Source organism: Fodinicola feengrottensis (genome assembly GCF_039530045.1).
In the GTDB taxonomy this organism is placed as follows: domain Bacteria; phylum Actinomycetota; class Actinomycetes; order Mycobacteriales; family HKI-0501; genus Fodinicola; species Fodinicola feengrottensis.
This window is the reverse complement of record NZ_BAAANY010000008.1, coordinates 142,121-162,110: the sequence shown is the minus strand read 5'-3', so window position 1 is coordinate 162,110 and position 19,990 is coordinate 142,121. Positions and strand designations below refer to the sequence as shown.

General features: G+C 65.3%; 18 protein-coding genes. 8 read left to right on the top strand and 10 right to left on the bottom strand.

Annotated features, from left to right (window positions below):
- Positions 1-86: 86 nt before the first annotated feature.
- Complete coding sequence (locus ABD301_RS10465; RefSeq protein WP_344309338.1) at positions 87-989, top strand: NAD-dependent protein deacetylase; 903 nt, start codon at positions 87-89, stop codon at positions 987-989.
- Here the strand turns inward: ABD301_RS10465 and ABD301_RS10460 are convergent.
- Complete coding sequence (locus ABD301_RS10460; RefSeq protein ID WP_163572593.1) at positions 946-1,575, bottom strand: alpha/beta hydrolase family protein; 630 nt, start codon at positions 1,573-1,575, stop codon at positions 946-948. The two genes, ABD301_RS10465 and ABD301_RS10460, sit on opposite strands and share 44 nt — an antisense overlap.
- Positions 1,576-1,704: 129 nt before the next feature.
- On the opposite strand from ABD301_RS10460, the gene ABD301_RS10455 reads away from it, so the two are divergent.
- The 6 genes from ABD301_RS10455 to ABD301_RS10430 all read left to right on the top strand — a co-directional run bounded on the left by ABD301_RS10455 (position 1,705) and on the right by ABD301_RS10430 (position 10,053).
- Positions 1,705-2,088, top strand: a complete 384-nt coding sequence (locus ABD301_RS10455) for an MmcQ/YjbR family DNA-binding protein (RefSeq protein ID WP_163572592.1) — start codon at positions 1,705-1,707, stop codon at positions 2,086-2,088.
- A gap of 65 nt (positions 2,089-2,153) precedes the next feature.
- Positions 2,154-3,008 carry an NmrA family NAD(P)-binding protein gene (locus ABD301_RS10450; RefSeq protein WP_344309335.1) on the top strand — a complete coding sequence of 285 codons (855 nt, stop codon included), beginning with the start codon at positions 2,154-2,156 and terminating at the stop codon, positions 3,006-3,008.
- A 67-nt stretch (positions 3,009-3,075) separates the two neighbouring features.
- Positions 3,076-6,453, top strand: a complete 3,378-nt coding sequence (locus ABD301_RS10445) for a S8 family serine peptidase (RefSeq protein ID WP_344309333.1) — start codon at positions 3,076-3,078, stop codon at positions 6,451-6,453.
- A gap of 136 nt (positions 6,454-6,589) precedes the next feature.
- A complete protein-coding gene (locus ABD301_RS10440) occupies positions 6,590-8,638 on the top strand; it encodes a phosphocholine-specific phospholipase C (protein ID WP_344309331.1) in 2,049 nt (682 codons plus the stop codon).
- Positions 8,639-8,664: 26 nt separating this feature from the next.
- On the top strand, positions 8,665-9,057 hold the full coding sequence (locus tag ABD301_RS10435) for a TIGR03618 family F420-dependent PPOX class oxidoreductase (RefSeq protein ID WP_163572587.1): 393 nt from the start codon (positions 8,665-8,667) through the stop codon (positions 9,055-9,057).
- A gap of 36 nt (positions 9,058-9,093) precedes the next feature.
- Complete coding sequence (locus ABD301_RS10430) at positions 9,094-10,053, top strand: DUF1152 domain-containing protein (RefSeq protein ID WP_344309328.1); 960 nt, start codon at positions 9,094-9,096, stop codon at positions 10,051-10,053.
- Between the two features lie 173 nt (positions 10,054-10,226).
- Here the strand turns inward: ABD301_RS10430 and ABD301_RS10425 are convergent, their stop codons facing one another.
- The 6 genes from ABD301_RS10425 to ABD301_RS10400 all read right to left on the bottom strand — a co-directional run bounded on the left by ABD301_RS10425 (position 10,227) and on the right by ABD301_RS10400 (position 17,141).
- A complete protein-coding gene (locus ABD301_RS10425) occupies positions 10,227-10,862 on the bottom strand; it encodes a class I SAM-dependent methyltransferase (RefSeq protein ID WP_344309326.1) in 636 nt (211 codons plus the stop codon).
- On the bottom strand, positions 10,859-11,980 hold the full coding sequence (locus ABD301_RS10420; protein WP_344309324.1) for an epoxide hydrolase family protein: 1,122 nt from the start codon (positions 11,978-11,980) through the stop codon (positions 10,859-10,861). Before ABD301_RS10420 ends, ABD301_RS10425 begins: the two co-directional genes overlap by 4 nt.
- Before the next feature lie 73 nt (positions 11,981-12,053).
- A complete protein-coding gene (locus ABD301_RS10415) occupies positions 12,054-13,352 on the bottom strand; it encodes a pyridoxal-phosphate dependent enzyme (RefSeq protein ID WP_344309322.1) in 1,299 nt (432 codons plus the stop codon).
- On the bottom strand, positions 13,325-14,722 hold the full coding sequence (locus ABD301_RS10410) for a type III PLP-dependent enzyme domain-containing protein (RefSeq protein WP_344309320.1): 1,398 nt from the start codon (positions 14,720-14,722) through the stop codon (positions 13,325-13,327). The genes ABD301_RS10415 and ABD301_RS10410 overlap by 28 nt, the downstream gene beginning before the upstream one ends.
- Before the next feature lie 4 nt (positions 14,723-14,726).
- Positions 14,727-15,950 carry a heavy-metal-associated domain-containing protein gene (locus ABD301_RS10405; protein WP_163572584.1) on the bottom strand — a complete coding sequence of 408 codons (1,224 nt, stop codon included), beginning with the start codon at positions 15,948-15,950 and terminating at the stop codon, positions 14,727-14,729.
- A 3-nt stretch (positions 15,951-15,953) separates the two neighbouring features.
- Positions 15,954-17,141, bottom strand: coding sequence for an aminotransferase class V-fold PLP-dependent enzyme (locus ABD301_RS10400; RefSeq protein ID WP_344309317.1), 1,188 nt, complete (start codon positions 17,139-17,141; stop codon positions 15,954-15,956).
- Positions 17,142-17,495: 354 nt separating this feature from the next.
- On the opposite strand from ABD301_RS10400, the gene ABD301_RS10395 reads away from it, so the two are divergent.
- Positions 17,496-18,026 (top strand): hypothetical protein, encoded by a 531-nt coding sequence (locus tag ABD301_RS10395; RefSeq protein ID WP_163572583.1) that lies wholly within the window; start codon positions 17,496-17,498, stop codon positions 18,024-18,026.
- On the opposite strand, the gene ABD301_RS10390 is transcribed toward ABD301_RS10395, so the two are convergent.
- The 3 genes from ABD301_RS10390 to ABD301_RS10380 are packed head-to-tail and all read right to left on the bottom strand — an operon-like array spanning position 17,998 to position 19,841.
- Positions 17,998-18,456 (bottom strand): SRPBCC family protein, encoded by a 459-nt coding sequence (locus ABD301_RS10390; protein ID WP_163572582.1) that lies wholly within the window; start codon positions 18,454-18,456, stop codon positions 17,998-18,000. The two genes, ABD301_RS10395 and ABD301_RS10390, sit on opposite strands and share 29 nt — an antisense overlap.
- Before the next feature lie 21 nt (positions 18,457-18,477).
- Positions 18,478-18,996 carry an SRPBCC family protein gene (locus tag ABD301_RS10385; RefSeq protein ID WP_163572581.1) on the bottom strand — a complete coding sequence of 173 codons (519 nt, stop codon included), beginning with the start codon at positions 18,994-18,996 and terminating at the stop codon, positions 18,478-18,480.
- 47 nt (positions 18,997-19,043) lie between these two features.
- Positions 19,044-19,841 (bottom strand): FHA domain-containing protein, encoded by a 798-nt coding sequence (locus tag ABD301_RS10380; RefSeq protein ID WP_344309314.1) that lies wholly within the window; start codon positions 19,839-19,841, stop codon positions 19,044-19,046.
- Positions 19,842-19,990: the final 149 nt, after the last annotated feature.

Here is a 19,990-nt window from a genome sequence, read left to right as displayed (position 1 = left end):
CCCCCCCCCCCCCCCGATTCAGGCCGAAGGTGACCAACGCCCTGGCAGCCTGCCCGTACGGCCGAATCGTACGTAAACTCCGTGGGGTGCGGACGCGACCGACGCTGACCTGGGCATCCACTGGCGAATCCTGGCCACGGACGACCAGCTTGGACGAGGTCTGCCGAGTGGTCGCCGGCGGCGAGGTCCTGGTGCTCAGTGGCGCGGGGCTGTCCACCGAGTCGGGAATCCCGGACTACCGGGGCGCGCAGGGCAGTCTGCGCCGGCACACCCCGATGACGTACGAGGATTTCGTCGCGAGCGCGGACGGCCGCCGGCGCTACTGGGCTCGCAGCCACGTCGGCTGGCGGACGATCACCCGCGCCGATCCCAACGACGGCCACCACGCGGTCGCCGCTTTGCGGGCAGGTGGCTATTTTTCCGGTGTCATCACCCAAAACGTGGACGGCCTGCACCAGGCCGCCGGCACCCCGGACGTGGTGGAGCTGCACGGCAGCCTGAATCGGGTCGTGTGCCTGGACTGCCGGCGGACCAGCCCGCGCGAAGACCTGGATAGCCGGTTGCGACAGGCAAATCCCACTTTCGACGCGACCACCAGCCGGATCAATCCGGACGGCGATGTGGAGCTGGACGACGCGGACGTACGACGATTTCAACTGGTCGACTGCGCGTCCTGCGGATCCGGACTGCTCAAGCCGGATGTGGTGTTTTTCGGGGAAAACGTGCCGCCTTCCCGAGTGCGAGAATGCTATCGGATGGTCGACGACTCCCGCGCGTTGCTCGTCCTGGGTTCGTCCTTGACGGTGATGTCTGGCCTGCGTTTTGTCCGGTACGCGGCCAAAGCCGGCAAGCCGGTGCTCATCGTGAACCGCGGCGAAACCCGCGGCGACCCGCATGCGACAGCGCGCGTCGACCTTGCGCTCGGGCCGGCGCTGACCGATCTCGTCAGCAGACTTTCCCTATCCAGCACAACACCGCATCGGAGATAGTCGCCAGCGCCTTTTCCTGGTTTCCCGGCACCGAAAACACGTGGTCGCCACCGGCCACCTCGACCAGCTCGACATTCGGTGGCACGGCTGGAAACTCGCGAACCGTGCCGAACGGATCCCGGCCGCCCTGGACCACCAACGTGGGCTGGCCGTTGCCCGTCAGCTCGGTGAGATTCCACATCTCGTTCGGTCGACCGTATGCGTGCAAGGGAAAGGCCAGCGCGAGGACCGCGTCGACGCCCGCTTCTTTGGCCGTACGACAGGCAACTCGCGAACCAGCGCTGCGCCCACCGGAAATCAACGGCAATCCTGGCTGGGCCACTTTCGGCAGCACCGCCAGCCAGGCGGCATCCAGGCTCGCGTTGTCCACTCCGCCCGGTCCGCCGGCCACCAGCCACGGCTGCTCCACCAAGGCGACCGTGCTGCCGTGCCGCGGCAGGACGGTCGCCAGCCACTGCAAATCGCGCGCGTCGATGCCGGTCGAGGCACCATGCCCGAGCATCACCACCGCTCGCGGCTCGTCGGCGGCGAACCACGTGATGCGGGCGTTTCCCGCCGGAGTCGGCACCAACTCGGTATTCCCCATGCCCGCCCCCTCCGCCGGCCTTTGCGTACCGTACCGAGGCTCTACCAGGAAAGACAGGCATTTGTCTGCCAGAATCCGTACGGACGAAAGGAGATCGGGCGCGGCCGACCGGACCGGCCCGGACTCACCGTGGCGACCTGGGATGACGTACGCAAGATCGCGCTGGCTTTGCCCGAGGCGACCGAAAAACCGAGCTACGACGCACTGCCGGCGTGGCGAGTCAAGGACAAACTGTTCGGATGGGAGCGTCCGCTGCGAAAGTCAGACCTCGCGGCGCTCGGCGACACCGCGCCGCAGGGCCCGATCCTGGGCGCGAGAGTGCCCGATCTGGGCGCCAAGGAAGCGCTGTTGGCCGACCGCCCGGACATTTATTTCACCATTCCGCATCTCACCGGCTACCCAGCGGTGCTCGTACGACTGGACCGGATCACGATCGACGAACTGACCGAGCTGCTCACCGAGGCCTGGCTCTGCCGCGCGCCCAAACGCCTGGCCCGCGAGTTCCTCGAGTAGACAAACGGGGCGCACGTTCCGTATCTTAAACGGGGTAACCGTTCCGTTTAGAACAGAGGCACGTCATGACGACCATCTTGATCACCGGCGGCACCGGCGGGACCGGGCGACCGCTGGCCGCGCTGCTGGCCGAGGCCGGGGCCCAGGTACGCACAGCGAGCCGGCATCGGCCGGACAGTTCCAGCGCTGAGCACGCGTTGTTGGACTGGGACGACCCGGGCACGTACGCCGAGGCGCTCAAGGGAGTCGACCGGCTGTATCTGCTGCCCCCGACGTTCGCCCCTGACTTCCACGCCCTGCTCACGCCCTTTCTTGCCGCGGCGAGCGCGGCCGGCGTCCAGCGGATCGTGCTGCTGGGAGCGGCCCAGGCCCCGCCAGCCCAGGCGGCGATCCGTACCAAACTGCAGGAGGCGATCGCCCGGGCCGTACCGGAATGGGCGGTCCTGCGGCCGACCTGGTTCATGCAGAACTTCATCAACGGCCATCCCTATTACGCCGGGCTGCACGAGCGTGGCGAGATCGTCACGGCCACCGGCTCCGGACGGATCGGATTCATCGACGTACGGGACATCGCAGCGGTCGCCGCGCACCTTCTCACGGCAGAGACAGCGGGCGAGACCGACTATTTGCTGACGGGCCCGCAAACGCATGACTACGACGAGGTCGCGGAAATGATCACCGCGGCTTCCGGCCGCCAGATCCGCCACGTCAAGCTCACCCCCCAGGAGCGGTACGAGCGGGCGATCGCCGCCGGTCTGCCCGAAGCCCACGCCCGCGGCGGAGTCTCCATTGACGCAATCGTCAGCGCCGGCAGCGACGACGTGGTCAGCGACGTGGTGCCGAAACTCACCGGTCGCCCGGCCCGGACTCTGCGGGCATTCGTCGACGAACACCGCGAGGTGTGGCGCGCCACGAAATAGTCAGCGAGCGCCAAACCGCTCGATAAGGTCGGCCCGGTAGGGTGCGCGGCGAGCGAGAGGGGCGCCCGTGGCCAGACCGAACAAGCTTGTGACCTGGATGATCGTCGCCGGTGCGGCGGTGGTGGCGGTGCCGGTGGTGGTCGCCGTCGTCTGGTCCACCAGCGGATCAACCGATCTGCCGCCCGTACCACAGGGTCACACGGTTCGCGTCAACGAGAAACTTCTCGGTCAGGCCAAGCCCAGCGCGGCCTGTCCACAAGGGACTCAGCAGGGTGCGGGAGGCTCCGGTCGTACGATTCTGACCATCGCCCGCATGAAGGGCACCTGCCTCGTCATTGACAGCGAGGTCGTCGCGACCGGCCAGGTCGACACGCGGCTCGGCGCCCTGCGCAAGACCGCGGATGTGGTGGCCGCGGACCGCAAACCCACCCTCGCGCCGCACCCGCGGCCCTGGTATTGCCACCTCCCCGCGGCGCCGTGCCAGTACGGCGAGCCCGATCAGGGCGACCAGTGGGCCGACAAGATGTTGAACGGTCCCGACGTAAGAAAACTGTGGCCGCAGGGCGCCGCGCCGGTCCAGGTGGGCGTTGTCGACACCGGAATCGACGACGCCAACACCGACCTGGAAAAAGTGGTGGCGCGGCCGTGGCCGACCACGATTTTCAAGGGAGACTACGACAACCACGGCACTCACGTGGCCGGCATCATCGCCGCGAAGGACGACAAGCAAGGCGTGGTCGGCCTAACGCCGAAGGCTCAGCTCATCGACGCGCAGTATTGGGGCGGCGACTCGACGCACGACCACGGAATTGCCGCTTCCATCGTGGCGGCGGTGAATCTTGGCGCCGACGTGATCAACATGTCACTCGGCGGGCCCGAGCCCAGCGACACCGACCTCGCCGCGGTGCTCTACGCGGAGCGGCAACAGGTCGTTTTGGTGGCCTCCGCTGGAAACTGCGGCAAGGCCGGCGGAGGTACGTTCGAGGGCAAACCGATCTGCCCACAGGCCAACCAAGTCGACTATCCGGCCGCCTATCCGAACGTGTTGTCAGTCGCGAATTTCGACAAGAAGCTCCGCCGGTCCAGCAGTTCGTCGGCCAACTGGACAGTCGATGTCGCCGCGCCCGGCGAGGAGATCTGGTCGACCTGCCTGACCCGGGAGGACGGCCCACGGGCCCGTTGCGAGAATTCGGGCACCTCCATGGCCGCGCCTTTCGTGGCCGCCACCGCGGCGCTGCTGCGAGCCCGCCACCCGCAGGCCAGCGCGGCCGCGATCCGGCGGGCGATCACCGAGTCCGCGGTGACTCCCAAGGATGTCCCGGAAGGTCAACGTACCGACGCGTTCGGGTGGGGGTTGCTCAAACCGACCGCCGCATCGTCCTTTTTGGACAGTCACCCGGACGTACCGGTGGACGACCCGCTGGCCCAGGTGGTGGCCGGTTATGTGACCCGTCCAGACGGCAACGGCGACGGCGCGATCGAGCTGGCCACCGCGGCCGGGCAACGCATTCCGGTGGGTACGACTGCGGAGCCCGCCACCGCCGTCACCGCTTTCAGCGCCGACGGGACGAATTTCGCGACTGCCAATGGCAAAACGCTCTCCATCGTTAAGACTGGCTCGTTCGCACCAGCGCAGGTCGACTGCGCTTGTACGGGTGCGGCCTTCACCGGGCAGGGGCAGGTGGTCACCGGAGACGCCCAGCAAAAACTCGGGTACTACGACTCGACCGGCAGCAGTGTGCGTACGGTCACACTGACCGGCGTCGACCCGAGAATGACCAAAATTCGAGTGGTCGCCGCGCACGACGACCGGGTCATCATCGCTGCCGCTCTCGAAACAATCCCTACCCAGCAAGAAAATCTCTACGTCGTGGACAAGTCCGGTGCGGCCGTGCGACTGGCCACCTCCACCGGGGCCGCGCCGTTCTCCCAGGTGGTGCTGGACCGCAGTGGTACGCGACTGGCGTTCGCACTTCAGAACGGTTGTTACCCAGCCGCGAAAATCGGTTTCGCCCAACTGCCCGAAAGCGGCTCGCCGTCGGTGCGGCTGATCGACTCGCCATCGGGCTCCGACGGTGGCGTCGCCACTTCGTTGGCTTTCGACAACGTGGCGCTGGTGGCCGGCTGGCGCGGCGGGCCGGATGCGTGCCCTAACGACAAAAACACGGCCCAGCCAGCGCTCTGGCGACTCGCCAACCCGGCAACCGGCCGGACCTGGACCAAGCAGGCGGACGGCCGAGGCATGGTCGCGAAGACCCAGTTCGGCGTAGATATCTACACCGAGCCGTATCCCGATCATCCCGAGACTTTCACTCTCAAACTGCAGGGTCTGCCCAGCTATTTCAACCAGCCGGCGCAGCTCGGGGACAACATCTGGTCGGTCACCCCGCGCCCGTTGGGCAGCCCGTTCGTCGCATCCTATCTCTCCACCGGGAAGGGCCAGCGAAACACCGAGGTTCGGCTGGCTCGCGAGGACGGCACTTCGGTGCCGGTGCAACAAATCGTCGGCCGGCCGTTGGACGACGACCCGTCGATGACCTTCAGTCCCGACGGAACCTGGTTCGCCTCCGCCGACGAGCATTCCCTCACCACCGTCAACACCCAGACCGGCGTGCAACGTACGGTCAGTTGTTCCTGTAAAGGCACCGCTTTCACCGCCAAGAACCTGGTGATGACACAGGTTGGCCCACTGATGACGATCGTGGTCGCCGGTTACGACCCGCAGACGCTGACGGTGAAAACCAGAATCCAAGGGCCCACGGACACGTACAAAATCGGCGGCGGTCGGGTGGTGGCGCAAGCCGGCGATCACACCATCGTCCAGAAGGGCAGAGGCGGCCAGAGCATGCTGGCTCTGGACCCACGCGGCTCGGCAATCGACCTGATTGACGCGGCCGGCCCGATGCTCGGACACGTCGCTGTGTCGGCCGACGGCAATTTCCTTGTGACGTCAGGTGTTGCTGACTGCCTCGATGGCGTCGGCCTGCGGGTCGTCGACCTGAAACGTACCTTCGCCACCGGCAAGGCGGCGTTGAAACAGCTGTACATGAACGCCGTTGTCAACGGCACCTGCCTCGCCACCTCGTTGCATTTCGAAGGCGATGTCCTGTATGGCGGCTGGATGGCGGTCACCGATGGCATTCGGGACAGTTGCTCGTACTCTGACGAGATCGAAGGTGTGGTTCCGTCCAGTTGGAAAAGGCAACTACAACCCTTCACCGACGACAAACCCCTGGACTTCGCCGGCTGGCAGTCGGTCTCATGTAGTCGGGTCGGCCAATGGGCACCCGCCGACGGTGGCGTGGTCTACCTGACCGCCGGTGAGCAGAAACCAACGCTCACCCGTGAGCCGATCGACTACAGCCTCTACCGGATCGCGCCGGGGTCCAGCAAACCCGTGCTGCTCGCGGGCCACATCGCCGCGGCGGAAGTACGGATGCGGTGACCGCGTCGGGCTAGCGAAGTATGGCCGGACTCGGCCACCTGTTCACCGACATCTCGTCTGCTGCTCATGGCATTGTCGAGTGGCTCGGTTTGACTGTGCTGGCCCGTTATCGTGCACGTACTCCGCGGAGGCCGCGATGGCTGAGATTAGTCGACGGACGTTCCTGGCCGGCGCCGGCGCTGCCGCACTCGCGGGAGTGGGATCGTCAACAGCGTTCGCAGCGCCGGCCGCCGCGGCCACCGGCACCATCGCGGATGTGAAACACATCGTCGTGCTGGTGCAGGAAAACCGCAGCTTCGACCACTATTTCGGAACCATGCGTGGCGTACGCGGCTTCGCCGACCGGAGCACGATCACCCTCGGCGGCGGATATTCGGTGTTCAACCAGCCACGTGGCAGCGGCCGGCAGTATCCGTTCCCGCTGCGCGGCTCGTCCAGCGACGCCGAGACGCTCGTCCAGTGCCAGGGCGACATCTCGCATGCGTGGTCCGATCAGCACGCCGCCTGGAATCTCGGCAAAATGGACAGCTGGATGTCGGCCAAGAACAAAATCGGCTGCCTCGGTTATCTGGACCGCGGTGACTTGCCGTTCCACTACGCGCTGGCCGACGCTTACACCATCTGCGACGCTTACCACTGTTCGGGACTGACCGCGACCGGCCCGAACCGTACTTTCCTGTTCAGCGGGATGATTGACGCCGCCGGTCAATACGGCAGCCCGGCGTACGACGGCGGCGACGAGTCTGGGCTGACCTGGCAGACCTACGCTGAAGCGCTGCAGAACGCCGGGATCAGTTGGCGAGTTTTCCAGAATGCCAAGGACAACTACGGCGACAACGCACTGGCCTATTTCAAGCAGTTCGCCGCCGCCAAAGCCGGATCTCCCCTTTACGACAACGGGATGAGCAGCGTACCGGCCACCACCGGAAAAACACCCGACGACATTCTCGGCGCGATCAAAGCCGCCGTCGTCGGTGGCACTCTCCCGCAGGTGTCGTGGGTGGTGACCGACCAAATCACGTCCGAACACCCCATTGGTCCACCAGTTAATGGCGAACGCTTTGTCAGCGGCCTCTTGCAGGCCCTCGCCGCCGACGCGAACACCTTCAACAGCACGGTCGTTTTCCTCAACTACGACGAAAACGACGGATTCTTCGACCACGTCCCGCCACCGTCGCCAGCTGCCGGCACCACCGGCGAGTTCGTCAACGGAACACCGGTCGGGCTCGGCTTCCGGGTGCCGATGATCGCCATCTCGCCGTGGACTCGCGGCGGCTGGGTCGATTCCGAGGTTTTCGACCACACCTCGGTCATCCGGTTCATGGAAACCTGGTCAGCGGCCGTCGGAAAACCGGCGAACTGCCAGGTCATCAGCGCCTGGCGGCGCTCGGTCTGCGGAAATCTGACCTCGGCTTTCGACTTCGCGAACCCTGTTTTCGGGCTGCCCTCGCTGCCCACGCCGGGCGCCGCGATCGCCGGCTCGACATGCACCTTCAAACCCAATCCGTCGCCGCAAAACAACGCGCTGCCGCCACAGGAGTCCGGCACCAAGCCGGCCAGAGCCCTGCCGTACCAGACAAATGCCTCGGTTTCCTCATGGACGTACGGCGCCAACAACCTCATCCAGGTGAACATCGCCCTCTCGAACGAGAGCCCGCTGGCCACCAAACCGGCCCATTTCGCCGTCTACGCCAACGCTTTCCGTACCGGCGGCCCGTGGCAATACACCGTGCCGGCGTACGATCCGGCCACCGGAGCGAACGGCTCGATCACCGACTTCTTCAACTGCGGCCCCAGTTTCGGCAATGGCTACTATGACTTCAGCGTGGTCGGACCGAACCGTTTCCTGCGCCAACTCCGCGGCAACGCCACCGGCGTCAGCAAAAACGTCGAGACGCGCTCCCGGATCGCGGTGACCGCCAGCACTGGAAAACTCGCCCTCTGGCTGGATTTCGTCAACGGCTCCACGTCGCCGACCACCTTCACCGCCACCTCGAACAACTATCGAGGGGACGGCCCCTGGACCTACACCGTGGGTGCCGGCCAGACCGTCAGCGACTATTTCAACGCGGTCGCCTTCACCAACGGCTGGTACGACTTCACCGTGACCGTCTCCACCGACATCACCTGGTCGCGCCGATTCGTCGGCCACATCGAAACGGGTGCCGCCAGCGTGACCGGATAAGGTGGAGTCAACCGAAAGGATCATGGATGGATCTCCCCGACGATCTGGTCGACCTACTGAAACGGCCGAGCCTGTGTTTCCTGGCTACGTCAATGCCCGACGGCTCACCGCAGCTCACCCAGACCTGGGTGGACACCGACGGCAAAAACATCATCATCAACACCGTGCAGGGGTTCCAGAAAACAAAGAACATCCAGCGCGACCCACGAGTGGCGTTGAACATCGCCGATGCCACCGAGCCGTTTCGCTATTACGCCGTTCGCGGGCGGGTGATCAGCAGCACCGCCGAAGGCGGAGCGGAGCACATCGAGGAACTCTCCCAGCGCTACACCGGCGGCCCGTACCAGTGGTACGGCGGCCGCGACCAAGTCCGGCTCATCCTCACGATCGAAGCGGACAGCATCAGCTCTGTCCCGTAAAAGTCGGCGGGTCGGTCGCTCCGCGCCTACCATCGAGTGGTGTTCTCCCTAACTGAACCGCCGCTGTTCACCCGACTGCGTGGAACAGACCGGGTCCTGATCGCCGGAGCCGGCGGCGGATTCGACGTCTATGCGGGACTTCCGCTGGCCGTTTCCCTTCGACAGTTGGGCAAGCAGGTCTTTCTCGCGAACCTGACGTTCAGCGATCTGAATCAGGTCGATCTCGACGACTGGCCGCACCCCGGAGTTGCCTCGATTCGTCCTGACACGGCTGGCAGCCCTGACTACTTTCCGGAGCGTGTGCTGGCGCGATGGCTCGCCTCCCGAGAGTTGCCGTCCACGGTGTACGCGTTCGAGCGCACCGGGGTGTGGCCGCTGCGATCTGCGTATCAGGCATTGGTGAAGCATCTTGCCGTCGACGCGATCGTCTTGGTGGATGGTGGCACCGACATTCTGATGCGCGGCGACGAAGCCGGGCTCGGCACCCCGGAAGAGGATATGACCAGCCTGGCTGCGGTAGCCGGCATCGACGAGGTCGAGCGGCTGGTGGTGTGTCTGGGATTCGGCATCGACGCGTACCACGGCGTCTGCCATGCGCAGGTGCTGGAAAATCTCGCCGCATTGGATCGCGACGGCAGCTACCTCGGCGCCTTCTCCATTCCCTCGCGCTCCGCCGAGGCTCAGGCCTATCTCGATGCGGTTGCTTACGCCCAGGCGATGACTCCACTGCGGCCTAGCATCGTCAACGGCCAGATAGCGGCGGCGCTCAGAGGCGAATTCGGCAATGTCGGTTTCACTGCCCGTACGTCCGGGAGCGAGCTGTTCGTCAATCCGTTGATGGGCCTGTATTTCGCGGTCGACCTTCTCGCCCTTGCTCACAACGTACGGTATATCGACCGCTTGGCAGATACCCGTACCATCATGGACGTGGCACTGGCAATCGAGGAGTATCGCGACCAGAGCGACCGTCGCCCGTGGCGCGCTATTCCCCACTAGTCCGACCGAATAGACGCGTCGTCGCCGAAGTACACCACAGCACCTACAACAAACCCGCCTTAATAGGCGGTTGGTGTTGATCATGGGAAATCCCGCACTTTCATAACGAAAAGTGCGGGATTGTCCCATGATCAACAACGAACATTCAGCCAGGAGTGGCTCGGCGCCGTGGACTAATTCAAGAACCGGAACAACGTTCCCGCGGCCGGCAATGGTTGCGGGACTCCGGCGAACTGGTTGACGCCGACAGCGAAAAGCACCTCCTCTGGCGCGGTGAAAGCGCGCTCCGCGAAACCCGCCGCGGCAAACCACTCACGGATTTGCGGTGTCAGGTCAGGATCTCGCCGCGTTCGGGTCCAGATCACGGTCGCGTCAGCGGCGCACAACTGCGGCAGCGCGGCGATGGTGCCCCGCACGTCCGCATCGCTGATGTTCCCGAACACGCCGGCCATCAAGACCAAGTCGGCGGGCACCGCGCCCGCGTACGACGCCAATTCTCCTGCATCCGCACACAAAGCCGCCACCGACAACCCGGCCCGCTCGGCACCCGCGGCGGCGATGTCGACGTTGCGCTGGTCGTACTCAATGAGCGTGACACGCACTCCGCTGGCGTCCGCACGCTGAGAAAGAACCCCGAGCAGGTCGTCCGCTTGCCCGGCGCACGCGCTCACCACCGTCAACGGCCGCTCCGGCCGCTCGTCCAGCCAGTCTTGCAAAAAGCCCCGAACGACCCGCAGCCGCTGAGACAGCGCTGAGTCAGGGTCCGCGTACGATCGGTGCCAATCAGTCCAGTCTTTCGTGCCAGTCATGACCCCATTTTGGCACGCAGCTGCCGGAAAAACTCGCGGATATCGGCCACCAGCACATCCGGCGCTTCGTGGGCAGCCCAGTGGCCGCCCTGCTCGTACGAGTGCCAGGACACGATGTTCTTGTGGTCACGCTCGGAAAACCGCCGCATCGAGTGGAAGTCGTCGGCGAACTGCGCCAGGCCGACCGGCACGGTGGTCGGCTCCGGTCGCGGCCCAGCGTCCAGCTGGGTCTGCTCGAAGTAGAGACGCATCGCCGAGCCCGCGGTGCCGGTCAGCCAGTAAATCATCACGTTGGTGAGGATGAAGTCCGCGTCCAGGGCGCGCTGGAGCTGACTTTTCCACGCCAGCAAGCCAGCCGGCGAGTCCGCGAGGGCGTGCGCGAGGGTCTGCGGTTGCTGCGACTGCAACATGTTGTACGCGCCCATAACCCGTTCGAAGGTCTCGTGGCCCTCCAGATACTCCAGATCCTGCTCTGAAAGTCCCACTCGGTCGGCTTCTGACAGCGGGAACGACCAGATCTGCTGGACGTGCACACCAACGACCTGCTCCGGCACCAGCCGGCCCAGCTCGACGGAAACCTGGGAGCCAATGTCATTACCCACCACGCCGTACGACGAGTAGCCCAGTCGGCGCATCAGTTCGGCCCACGCCGCCGCAATACGCCGACTGTGCCAGCCTCTTTCCTTGGTAGGGCCGGAAAATCCGTAGCCCGGCAGGGAAGGGATCACGAGATGGTACGAGGGGCCCTCAGTCGGATGAGTGAGCGGCTCGATGACATCGAGGTATTCCGCCGAGGTGCACGGCCAACCATGTGTGAGGATCAGCGGAAGGGCGTCCGGATCCGGCGATTTCACGTGCAGGAAATGGATGTTCTGGCTGTCGATCTCGGTGGTGAACTGCGGATAGCTGTTGAGCCGCGATTCCCAAGCCCGCCAGTCATAACCGGACCGCCAGTAGTCCAGCAACTCCTTCTGCCGCGCGACGGGCACGCCGTAGTCCCAACCGCCGTCGGCCAGTTCCTCCGTCCAGCGGGTACGGTCCAGCCGCTCCCGCAGGTCGTCGAGCTGCGCCTGCGGGATATCGATCTGGAACGGCCGCACGTCTTGGGTGTTCGTCACCGCGTTCTCCTGTCTGTGATCGAGCCCTATCACCAGAAGATCGGAGCCGCCATCGGGATTTCGACAGGCCCGGTCAGGCTCCCGGCTCCAGCTTCCTCCCGGCGTCCCGCCAGGCCACCACCCCGCCCGTCAGGCTGGCCGCGCGATGGCCCTGCTGGCTCAGAAAAGCGGCGACTCGCCGCGAATACTCACCGATCGGGCAGACGAAGACCACCTGCAGACCGGGCGGGAAAGGAACGCCGTCCGCGAGCATGTCGTCGAGCCGGTCGTCGCGGATGTTGACCGCTCCCGGAATGTGGCCGATTCGGTACGCCATGCTGCCGCGAGTGTCCACCAGCATCGCGTTTCCGCTGCCCAACAACTGTTCCAGCGCATCCACCCCGATCTCCGGAGCGACCACGTCGGGCGGAAGATCGCGGACCGACGGGCGGCGGGCCAGCCCGAAGATCTCCGGGCGGCGCTTGCGTACGTACGACAAATACCACTCCAGCCGGTCACAGACGATCAGCACCGCCTTTCGCCGCTCGGCTGAGGGCTCACCCCGAAGGTGTTCCACCGCGGCGAAGTACGTCGCGCCGCTGGTCGGCCCGGCCAGCACGCCATAGCGGCGAGCCAACTGCACGGCGCCATCCACCGCGTCGGCGGAGTCCACCGCGACGATCTTCTCGTAGAAACCACGGTCGAAAAGGCCCACGTCCCACAACTCGTTCGCGGACCGGATCCCGGGGATGAAGTCATATTTCGTGGACACCACACCGATTGTCTTCAGGGCCGGATTCTTTTCCCGCAAGTACGTGCCGATGCCGCGGGTGGAGCCGGTGGTGCCAAGACCACCAAACAGAAAGTCGACCGGGCCGATGTCGGCGAAAATCTCCGAGCCGGTGTCCCGGTAATGCGTTTCGACATTCTTTTCGTTCGTGTACTGGGATGCGTGATAGTACGCTCCGGGGCTCGCCGCCATGATCGACTCGATGGTGGAAAATACATCGTTGGGCACGGTCGGGTCCGGGCATTCGGACAGGCCCGGCAGCTCCTGCACCTTGCTGCCCAGCACGTCCAGCACGTCCCGGACCTCCGGCACCTTCACCCGGTTGGTGAGCACCTCCAAGGTGAGCCCGCGCATCCCCGCCAGCACTTGCAACGCTTTGGCCGTGTTGCCGCTGGAAGCCTCGATCAGCGTCAGGCCACGCTCGACGATGTCCGCGAGATCGTCCCGGATCATTCCCCAGGCCACCCGGTCTTTCACTGAGCCGAACGGGTTCAGGAACTCCAGCTTGGCATAGAGGTCCACATTGGACAGGCCGTGCACCCGCTTGTCGAGCAACAACAACGGGGTGTCGCCGATCAGTTCGGTGATGTCGGTGTAGAGCATTCGTCTCTCCCCGATTCCGCTTGGATCCTGAACTCCCCGTCGCTCTCGACCGCGGCGACCTTCGGTGTCCGCGGGTGCATCAGGCCCTCAGCGGCGGACAGGTCCATCTGGTACGCAGCGGTGTTAACGAAAACCACGAGGTCACCGGGTTTCGGCAGCCTCTCCAGCCAGGTTTTGTGCTCGTAGACCAGATCCCGCTCAAGGCAGAGATTTCCACCGAAATAGACCCCCACCGGCTGATCATCGTACGTACGTGGGTCGGCGCGATAGATGACAACGGGGTCGAGCATGACCTCCTGGTCAGCCGGGCAAATCCGGTCCCGGCTGACATCCAGGCTCACCAGTGTTTCTTCGTTCCCCACGGTTTTGGTGAATTCCACGCCGGTAACGGTGACGCCGGCCTGGTCCGCGAGCGCCTTCCCCGGCTCCAGCCAAAGCTCGATCATGTTTTCCAACAACACCTGCGCGACTGGCCGGCCGCCCTGCCCGGGCAGCGGGCTGTCCAGGATCTCGCGAAGTTGGTCCGTCCCGGTCGCGGTGTTCGCATACCGATGAAAGGTCGGCGTCCCGCGCAGGTCGCGGTAGCCGAAGGTGTTTCCCTCCCAGGAAAGCGATTCCGCCGTGCCGGCGAGGCCGGCTTTGAGTGCCTGGACATACCGATCGAAACCATCCGGGTCCGCCGCGAAGACCTGCCGGAAGCCGCCGCCAATGTCCAGCACCCGAGGGGAGAGCCCGCGGGCGTACGCGGACTCGAAAAGTCGGAGGCACGCATCGATCGCGGCCACCTTTTCCTTGAGATCGTTGGTGTCCAGGTGAAAGGAGAATCCTCGCAGGTCAAGAACCTCGCGATGGTCGAGAATCGTGTCCAGGAGCGCGGGCATGCCCGACTCCGCCGTCCCGAACCGGCTGGTACGCCCGCGAGACGGGCACAAGCGCAGCAGCACGGGCACGGCTTGGTGGGCGACCCGGGCCACCTCGGTCAGCTCCCAGTGATTGTCCACGTTCACGGTCGCGCCGGTACGGGTCAGCTCCCACAGGAAGGCGGCCCCTTTTGGCCCGGTGGCTTCGATCCGTTCGGAGTCGAATCCGGCGGCGACCGCGTGGTGCAGCTCCCCCACCGAAGCCACGTCGATTCCGATGCCGGCCTCGGCGGCGGCTCGTACGAACGAGGTCGACTGGTTGACCTTGTGCGCATAGAACAGCCTGCTGGCCACCGGATAACGAGCCAGCGTCTCCCGAAAGGACTCGACATTCTCCTTGAAAACCTGGGGAAAGACCACATTGGCGGGCGTGCCGAAGGACCCGAGCAGATCGCCGCGGGTGAGCAAGGACCGGACCGCAGGATGGATCCGGGGTGCGAGTTTGTGCACTTTCTCAGGCGCGTCCCGGTGGGATCACCGTGTAGCCGGAGTTCCTGATCGCGTCGAACGCCCGCTCCCGCTGGTCGGTGGCATGGAACCCAGCGGTGAACTTCTTCGTGACCAGGCTGGAATCCAGCACGACGATGTTCATCGACTCCAGCAGGCCGGTGATGGTGGAGATGCAGTGCTTGCAGTTCATGTCCGGGACGTGGAAAATCCGCTCCTGCGGATCGGTGATCAACTCCGTGGTCGCGTCCACCGCCAGCGCCACCAAGTCCACATTGGACAACTGGCGGACGAACTCGGCGACGAACCGCGGCAGCACGATCGGTAGGATGGCGACCTTCTCATCTCCCATCACGTGACTCATCGCGGCCAGGCACCGCGGTTGCTCGTGCTCGCCCATCAGCGCGTACTGCTTCGAGATTTCGTCCAAATCGTGGTAATACTTCTGGACCGCGTCGGCGACCGTAAGCCCCTCGACAGTGGTCGCCCGCCGCATCACCGTGTGGGCGGCCGCGATCGTCTGTTCCTTCATCTGCCGCAAGGTGGTCAACGACCGCGGTGAATAGCGCACTGTTCCGTTGGCTTGCGTCACGAAACTGACCGGGATCATCCCGCGCCGGTACGTGGACGCCTGCAGCTCCCAGTACCACTGGCTCGCCACCGCCTGGAAAATCCCCGAGTCGACCAACCCGTGAACGAAATCCTCCGGGGTCTCGTATGGCGTCTGGTCGGCGATCAGAGCGTGCTGGGTCAACGCTCGACCGGTCGCCTCGATCCCGACCCGGAAGATCTCCAGCGGTTCCTGGTCGGTCGTCGTCGCGGCGAGCACAGCCTCGTCGTCCTCGCCCACCTGTCCAGCCATCGCTGGGCTCGCGGCCAGCTCGCGCCACAGGTGCAGAACAGTTTCCCGGACAGCTATCGGCACGATGGGACCAAAACCCGACGGACCGTAATGGCCACTGTTCGGGATTCCCTCGCTGTCGTCCCAACTGATCCGGTGGGTGGCGCTGGTGACCTGCTCCGGCGAACACGGCCGCATGTACGCCTGAAGGTAACCCAACTGGGCAAAAGTCAGGTGACTGTCCGGCTCCGGCCGCAGCTCGACCTCGGCATACGCGATCCGCTGGCGGCCGGTTTCCCCGATGGGGGCGAAAAGGCCGGTCGCGGCCAACCCGGCCAGAATGCGCGAGGCCGCTTGCCGATCGTATTTCTCGTAGCCTAACCCGGACATCCTTCAGACCATCCCTTTGGCGACGCGCCCCAGGAAGTCGGCGAACCGCTCGACTTCGGCTTCGGTGTTGTAAAGATGCAGGCTCACCCGTACAGAGTCCTCGAAGTCCGCCCCTTCCGGTAGACAGTGGTTTCCGGTGCGTACGTAGAAATTCTCCGAGCTGAGAGCGAAACCGACATCGCTGGCGGAGATCTCCGGCAGCCGGAACGAGACAATCCCGTAGCCGGCCGCACATCTGCTCCAAGCCGGGCCTGGCGTAAACTCCAGCCGGGGCACTGTCCGCAGCCGCTCGACAACCAGCCGGGTCAACAGTCGGACATGCTCGGCGATGCGGTCAATGCCGACTTCCGCCACGAAGTCGATGGCCTTTCCCAACGACAGCACCGCTGGAATGTTCGGCGTGCCACCCTCCAACAAAGCCGGCAGCCCTGCGGTCGTACGGCCCGAACCGCCCGGCAGGAAAGGATCGAGTCTATCGTGCACGCGGCGGTGGCAGTAAAGCACTCCGGCTCCCGGTGACCCGAAGAGTTTGTGCGCGGAGAAGACCGCGAAATCCACCCCGAGCTGCTGTACGTCCACGTCCACGTGTCCCACACTTTGGCTGCAGTCAAGGCATCGCACGATCGACGGGTTCAGGTCATCGAGAGCGCTCAGTGATCCGAAGACGTGGTGGATGTGGGTGGCCACCACAATTCTGGTCCGATGAGTGACCTTTCCCAGCAGGTCCTCGACGTCGATCTCACCGGCGCCGGTCATCTCGTACGGCACCAGCCGCACCTGAACGCCGAGGCGGCGCAGGATCCGCTGCAAGTTCCGCCACGGCGCCACATTCGACGAATGATCGACCGGGTTGAAAAGAATCTCGTCACCGTCGCGCAGATTCGGCAGTCCCCAGGAAAGGGCGACCGCGTTCAGCCCCGCGGTGGCGCCGGACGTGAAGACGATCTCGTCCGGACCACTCGCCCCGACGAACCGGGCCACCTGTTCGCGTACCCGCTCGACCTCGCGGGTCACCCGCGTCGACCATGGATGGGTGCCGCGGCCAACGCTGCCGGTTTCCCGGGAAAGATAGGAAGAGACGGCGTCGATCACCCGGGCCGGTTTCATGGTGGTGGTGGCGCTGTCCAGATAGACCACGTCCGGTTGCCCGGTCAGGGCCGGGAACTGGTCCCGGATCCGCACCGGAATCACACGGCCCCTTTCCCAACAGTGGGGAAACGGCCAGCACCGGACGGAGGACCGTACGACGGCAGCGGTGGCGACTGGGCCAGTCTAATCGATCTTCGGGTCACGACAGCGGGAAACCTTTCGTACGGCAGCGTGTGGTGCCGACGCCGCCGTTGCCATCGGACTGGTGAGGCCGTGGCCTCCCAAGACCTATGTCGTCGGCCCACCCGGAAAAGTTCCCGGGAACCTGAAGACGACCACGAGGCTGCGTACGGCGGCGGGCGTAGGACGGCAGCCGGTGCCTACGCTCGAAGTGCTAGCGCCGAAGCCGCCTTCGGCCCGACGACTGACAGGGCGGATCGGCGGACCATCGGAGCTATGACAGCTGCGGTCCGCCTCTCGGTGCCAGTCCGGAAAACGGTGCTCCTGCTGCACATTCTGTCCGGCGTCGGCTGGATGGGCCTGGACATCGGCCTCTTTTCGATGGTCGTCACCGCGCTGACCACGTCAGACGGTCGGCTCGCGGCCAGCTGTTTCGTCGCCATCGGGGTCGTGGTGCCGGTCGGCGTTGGACTGCTGAGCCTGCTGATGGTCGGCTCCGGTGTCGCGCTCGGCCTCGGCACCCACTGGCGACTGCTGAAACACTGGTGGGTGCTGACAAAACTCGTGATTGGGCTGGCGATGACGGTGCTGGTTTTCGTGGCGCTTATCCCCGGTGTCGCCCAAGCGAGTCAGCTCGCCACTTTCGGGGCGACCGGCGATGTCGTACGGGCCAGCCTCGGTCAGGTGGGCACCAGCCTGCTCTTTCCGCCGGTCGTTTCCTTCTCGTTGCTGGCATTCTCCGCGGTCCTGTCGGTTTTCAAGCCGTGGGGCCGGATTGTCAGACTGGCTCCTCGACGACGGCCTTGATCCGCTCCAGGGTCGTACGCATGCCGTTCCGGTTGGTTTTGCCGCGCGTCCAGCCGAACATCGCCCAGTAAAGCCGCACCGCCGGGGTGTTGGTCATCTCGAAAGACTCGGTGACATCGGTGCCGTCATCGGCGGGCTGGAACTCGTACCGCCACGTGTTGATGGACCGGCCGGCGGCCTCCACCACGAAGGCGAACTCCCGGCCCGGTTCGCAGGCCACGATCCGGCACGTCGTCCAGTAGATCGGGCCGCGCCCGTTTCGCTTGACGTGTCCGCGAAACCGTACGCCCACCGCCGGCTCAGTGGCGCCACCGAGCCATTGCGCCTCGAAAGTCTCCGGGCTGAACCTGCCGGTGTTGGTGATGTCGCTGACCAGCTCCCAGACCTGCTCGGGAGAAGCCGCCATCCGTACGGTTACCGAGTCGCGCATGGCGACACCATAACCCCGCGATCACAGCCCGGGAATCGGCGCGCCCGAAGGCATCCCGCCGGCGACGTACGCCTCGTACAGCGGGTGCCACCGCTCGGCGGTGTCGGCGTGCGGGCCGCCGCCGGGCTCACCGTTGATCGCTTTGTCCAGCTCAGCAAGGCAAACGTGCCAACCGGCCGCGTTGCGGGCCGCCGTGTCGGTGTTTTCCAGTACGTCGATCAGCGTCAGCCAGCACCGTTGGTCACCGTCCGGCTCGATCTCGAACCGCAGCTCCGAAGCGCCCCAGGTGAAGGCCAGCCGGCGGGGCGGCTCGTACACCAGGATCTCGCCCTTGCGGTCCGGCACGTTCGGATCGTCACCGAAGGTGATCGTGCCGCCCTGCTGCGGCTCGATCGTCACCGCGGCCGGAAACCAGTGCTTCAACTCGCTCGGCTCGCTGATCGCCGCCCACACCTTCGCCGCCGGGTGCCGCAAGTTGCGGCGGAACCGCACCGCCGGCCGGCCCTCAACCTGGACGTACGTCCCATCTTCGGTTGCCATGACCCGAACATACCCAGTTGGTTATGTACGCGTCAAGCTATACACCGTCAGTCGAGGTCTTCCAGCAGGGCCAGGTCGCGCGGGACGAGCGTGGTGGAGAACATCAGCTCCTGGATCAGGTTGTGGTTGAGCGAGTTGCCCACCGGCTCGCCCACCTCCTCGCGGAGCAGGCCACTGACACCGGCCCGGGACAGCCGGTCGCGCACCGAGGCGACCAGATGTTCGACCTTGCGCGGCGTCCAGCCCTCGGTCGGTTGCAGCTCGGCCAGTTGCTCGTACGTCTGGCGCCATGCCAGCGGTTGCGGATACGGCTCGTGCGAGAGGTAGCGCTGGCCGAGCACGATCAGCGCGAGCCGCTCGTTGGCCTGCAGTCGCCAGGTTCGTGGCGGCTGGGTGTGGTCCTCATGCTTGGGAATCGGCTTCGCGCCGTCCGGTCCGGTGACGTAGAGTTCCAGCAAATGCTCGCGTTTGCGTGAGCCACGCAGGAAAATCGGGGTGTAGCCCTCGAGCAGCGGGATTTCTTCCTCACCCGGGAAAAGCAGCCGCTGATCGGCCAGCCGGATCGGCAGCTTGCCGAGATTTCCCACCCACCACTGGTCATCTCGGTGCGTGAGGGTGCCGTGCCGACGGCTCACCTTCGGGTCGTCCTCACCGAGGCAGACATGCACGTCCGTACGATTGCGGCCGAAGTAGATTTCCCGGCCACGTCGCGGCGGCACCGCGATGCCGCCGGTCAGCGCCAGCGCGAAGATCGTCCGCACCTTGGACCGCGGCACCCCCAAGGCCAGACTCTCGTGCGTCGCCGTCAGTGGTCGCGCCCCAGGCGTGACCAGTGTCTCCGTCATCTCCCGCCCTCCGATCGGCCGCCCGCACCCGGTGCGGACTCGCGAGCTTCCCAGACCGTAACCACCGCCCTCGGGACCCCTCCCCAACGAACATTCTCCCCCGATCCGCCGGGTATAGCGATCCTGATCGCACACTGCCGGAAAGCCTA

Excerpts from the sequence above, each read along its gene's own strand:
- ABD301_RS10395 (WP_163572583.1), top strand. The coding sequence starts at position 17,496 with ATGACAGCTGCGGTCCGCCTCTCGGTGCCAGTCCGGAAAACGGTGCTC.
- ABD301_RS10425 (WP_344309326.1), bottom strand. The coding sequence starts at position 10,862 with ATGACTGGCACGAAAGACTGGACTGATTGGCACCGATCGTACGCGGAC.
- ABD301_RS10450 (WP_344309335.1), top strand. The coding sequence starts at position 2,154 with ATGACGACCATCTTGATCACCGGCGGCACCGGCGGGACCGGGCGACCG.
- ABD301_RS10435 (WP_163572587.1), top strand. The coding sequence starts at position 8,665 with ATGGATCTCCCCGACGATCTGGTCGACCTACTGAAACGGCCGAGCCTG.
- ABD301_RS10380 (WP_344309314.1), bottom strand. The coding sequence starts at position 19,841 with ATGACGGAGACACTGGTCACGCCTGGGGCGCGACCACTGACGGCGACG.
- ABD301_RS10405 (WP_163572584.1), bottom strand. The coding sequence starts at position 15,950 with ATGTCCGGGTTAGGCTACGAGAAATACGATCGGCAAGCGGCCTCGCGC.
- ABD301_RS10385 (WP_163572581.1), bottom strand. The coding sequence starts at position 18,996 with ATGGCAACCGAAGATGGGACGTACGTCCAGGTTGAGGGCCGGCCGGCG.
- ABD301_RS10460 (WP_163572593.1), bottom strand. The coding sequence starts at position 1,575 with ATGGGGAATACCGAGTTGGTGCCGACTCCGGCGGGAAACGCCCGCATC.
- ABD301_RS10390 (WP_163572582.1), bottom strand. The coding sequence starts at position 18,456 with ATGCGCGACTCGGTAACCGTACGGATGGCGGCTTCTCCCGAGCAGGTC.
- ABD301_RS10415 (WP_344309322.1), bottom strand. The coding sequence starts at position 13,352 with ATGCTCTACACCGACATCACCGAACTGATCGGCGACACCCCGTTGTTG.
- ABD301_RS10440 (WP_344309331.1), top strand. The coding sequence starts at position 6,590 with ATGGCTGAGATTAGTCGACGGACGTTCCTGGCCGGCGCCGGCGCTGCC.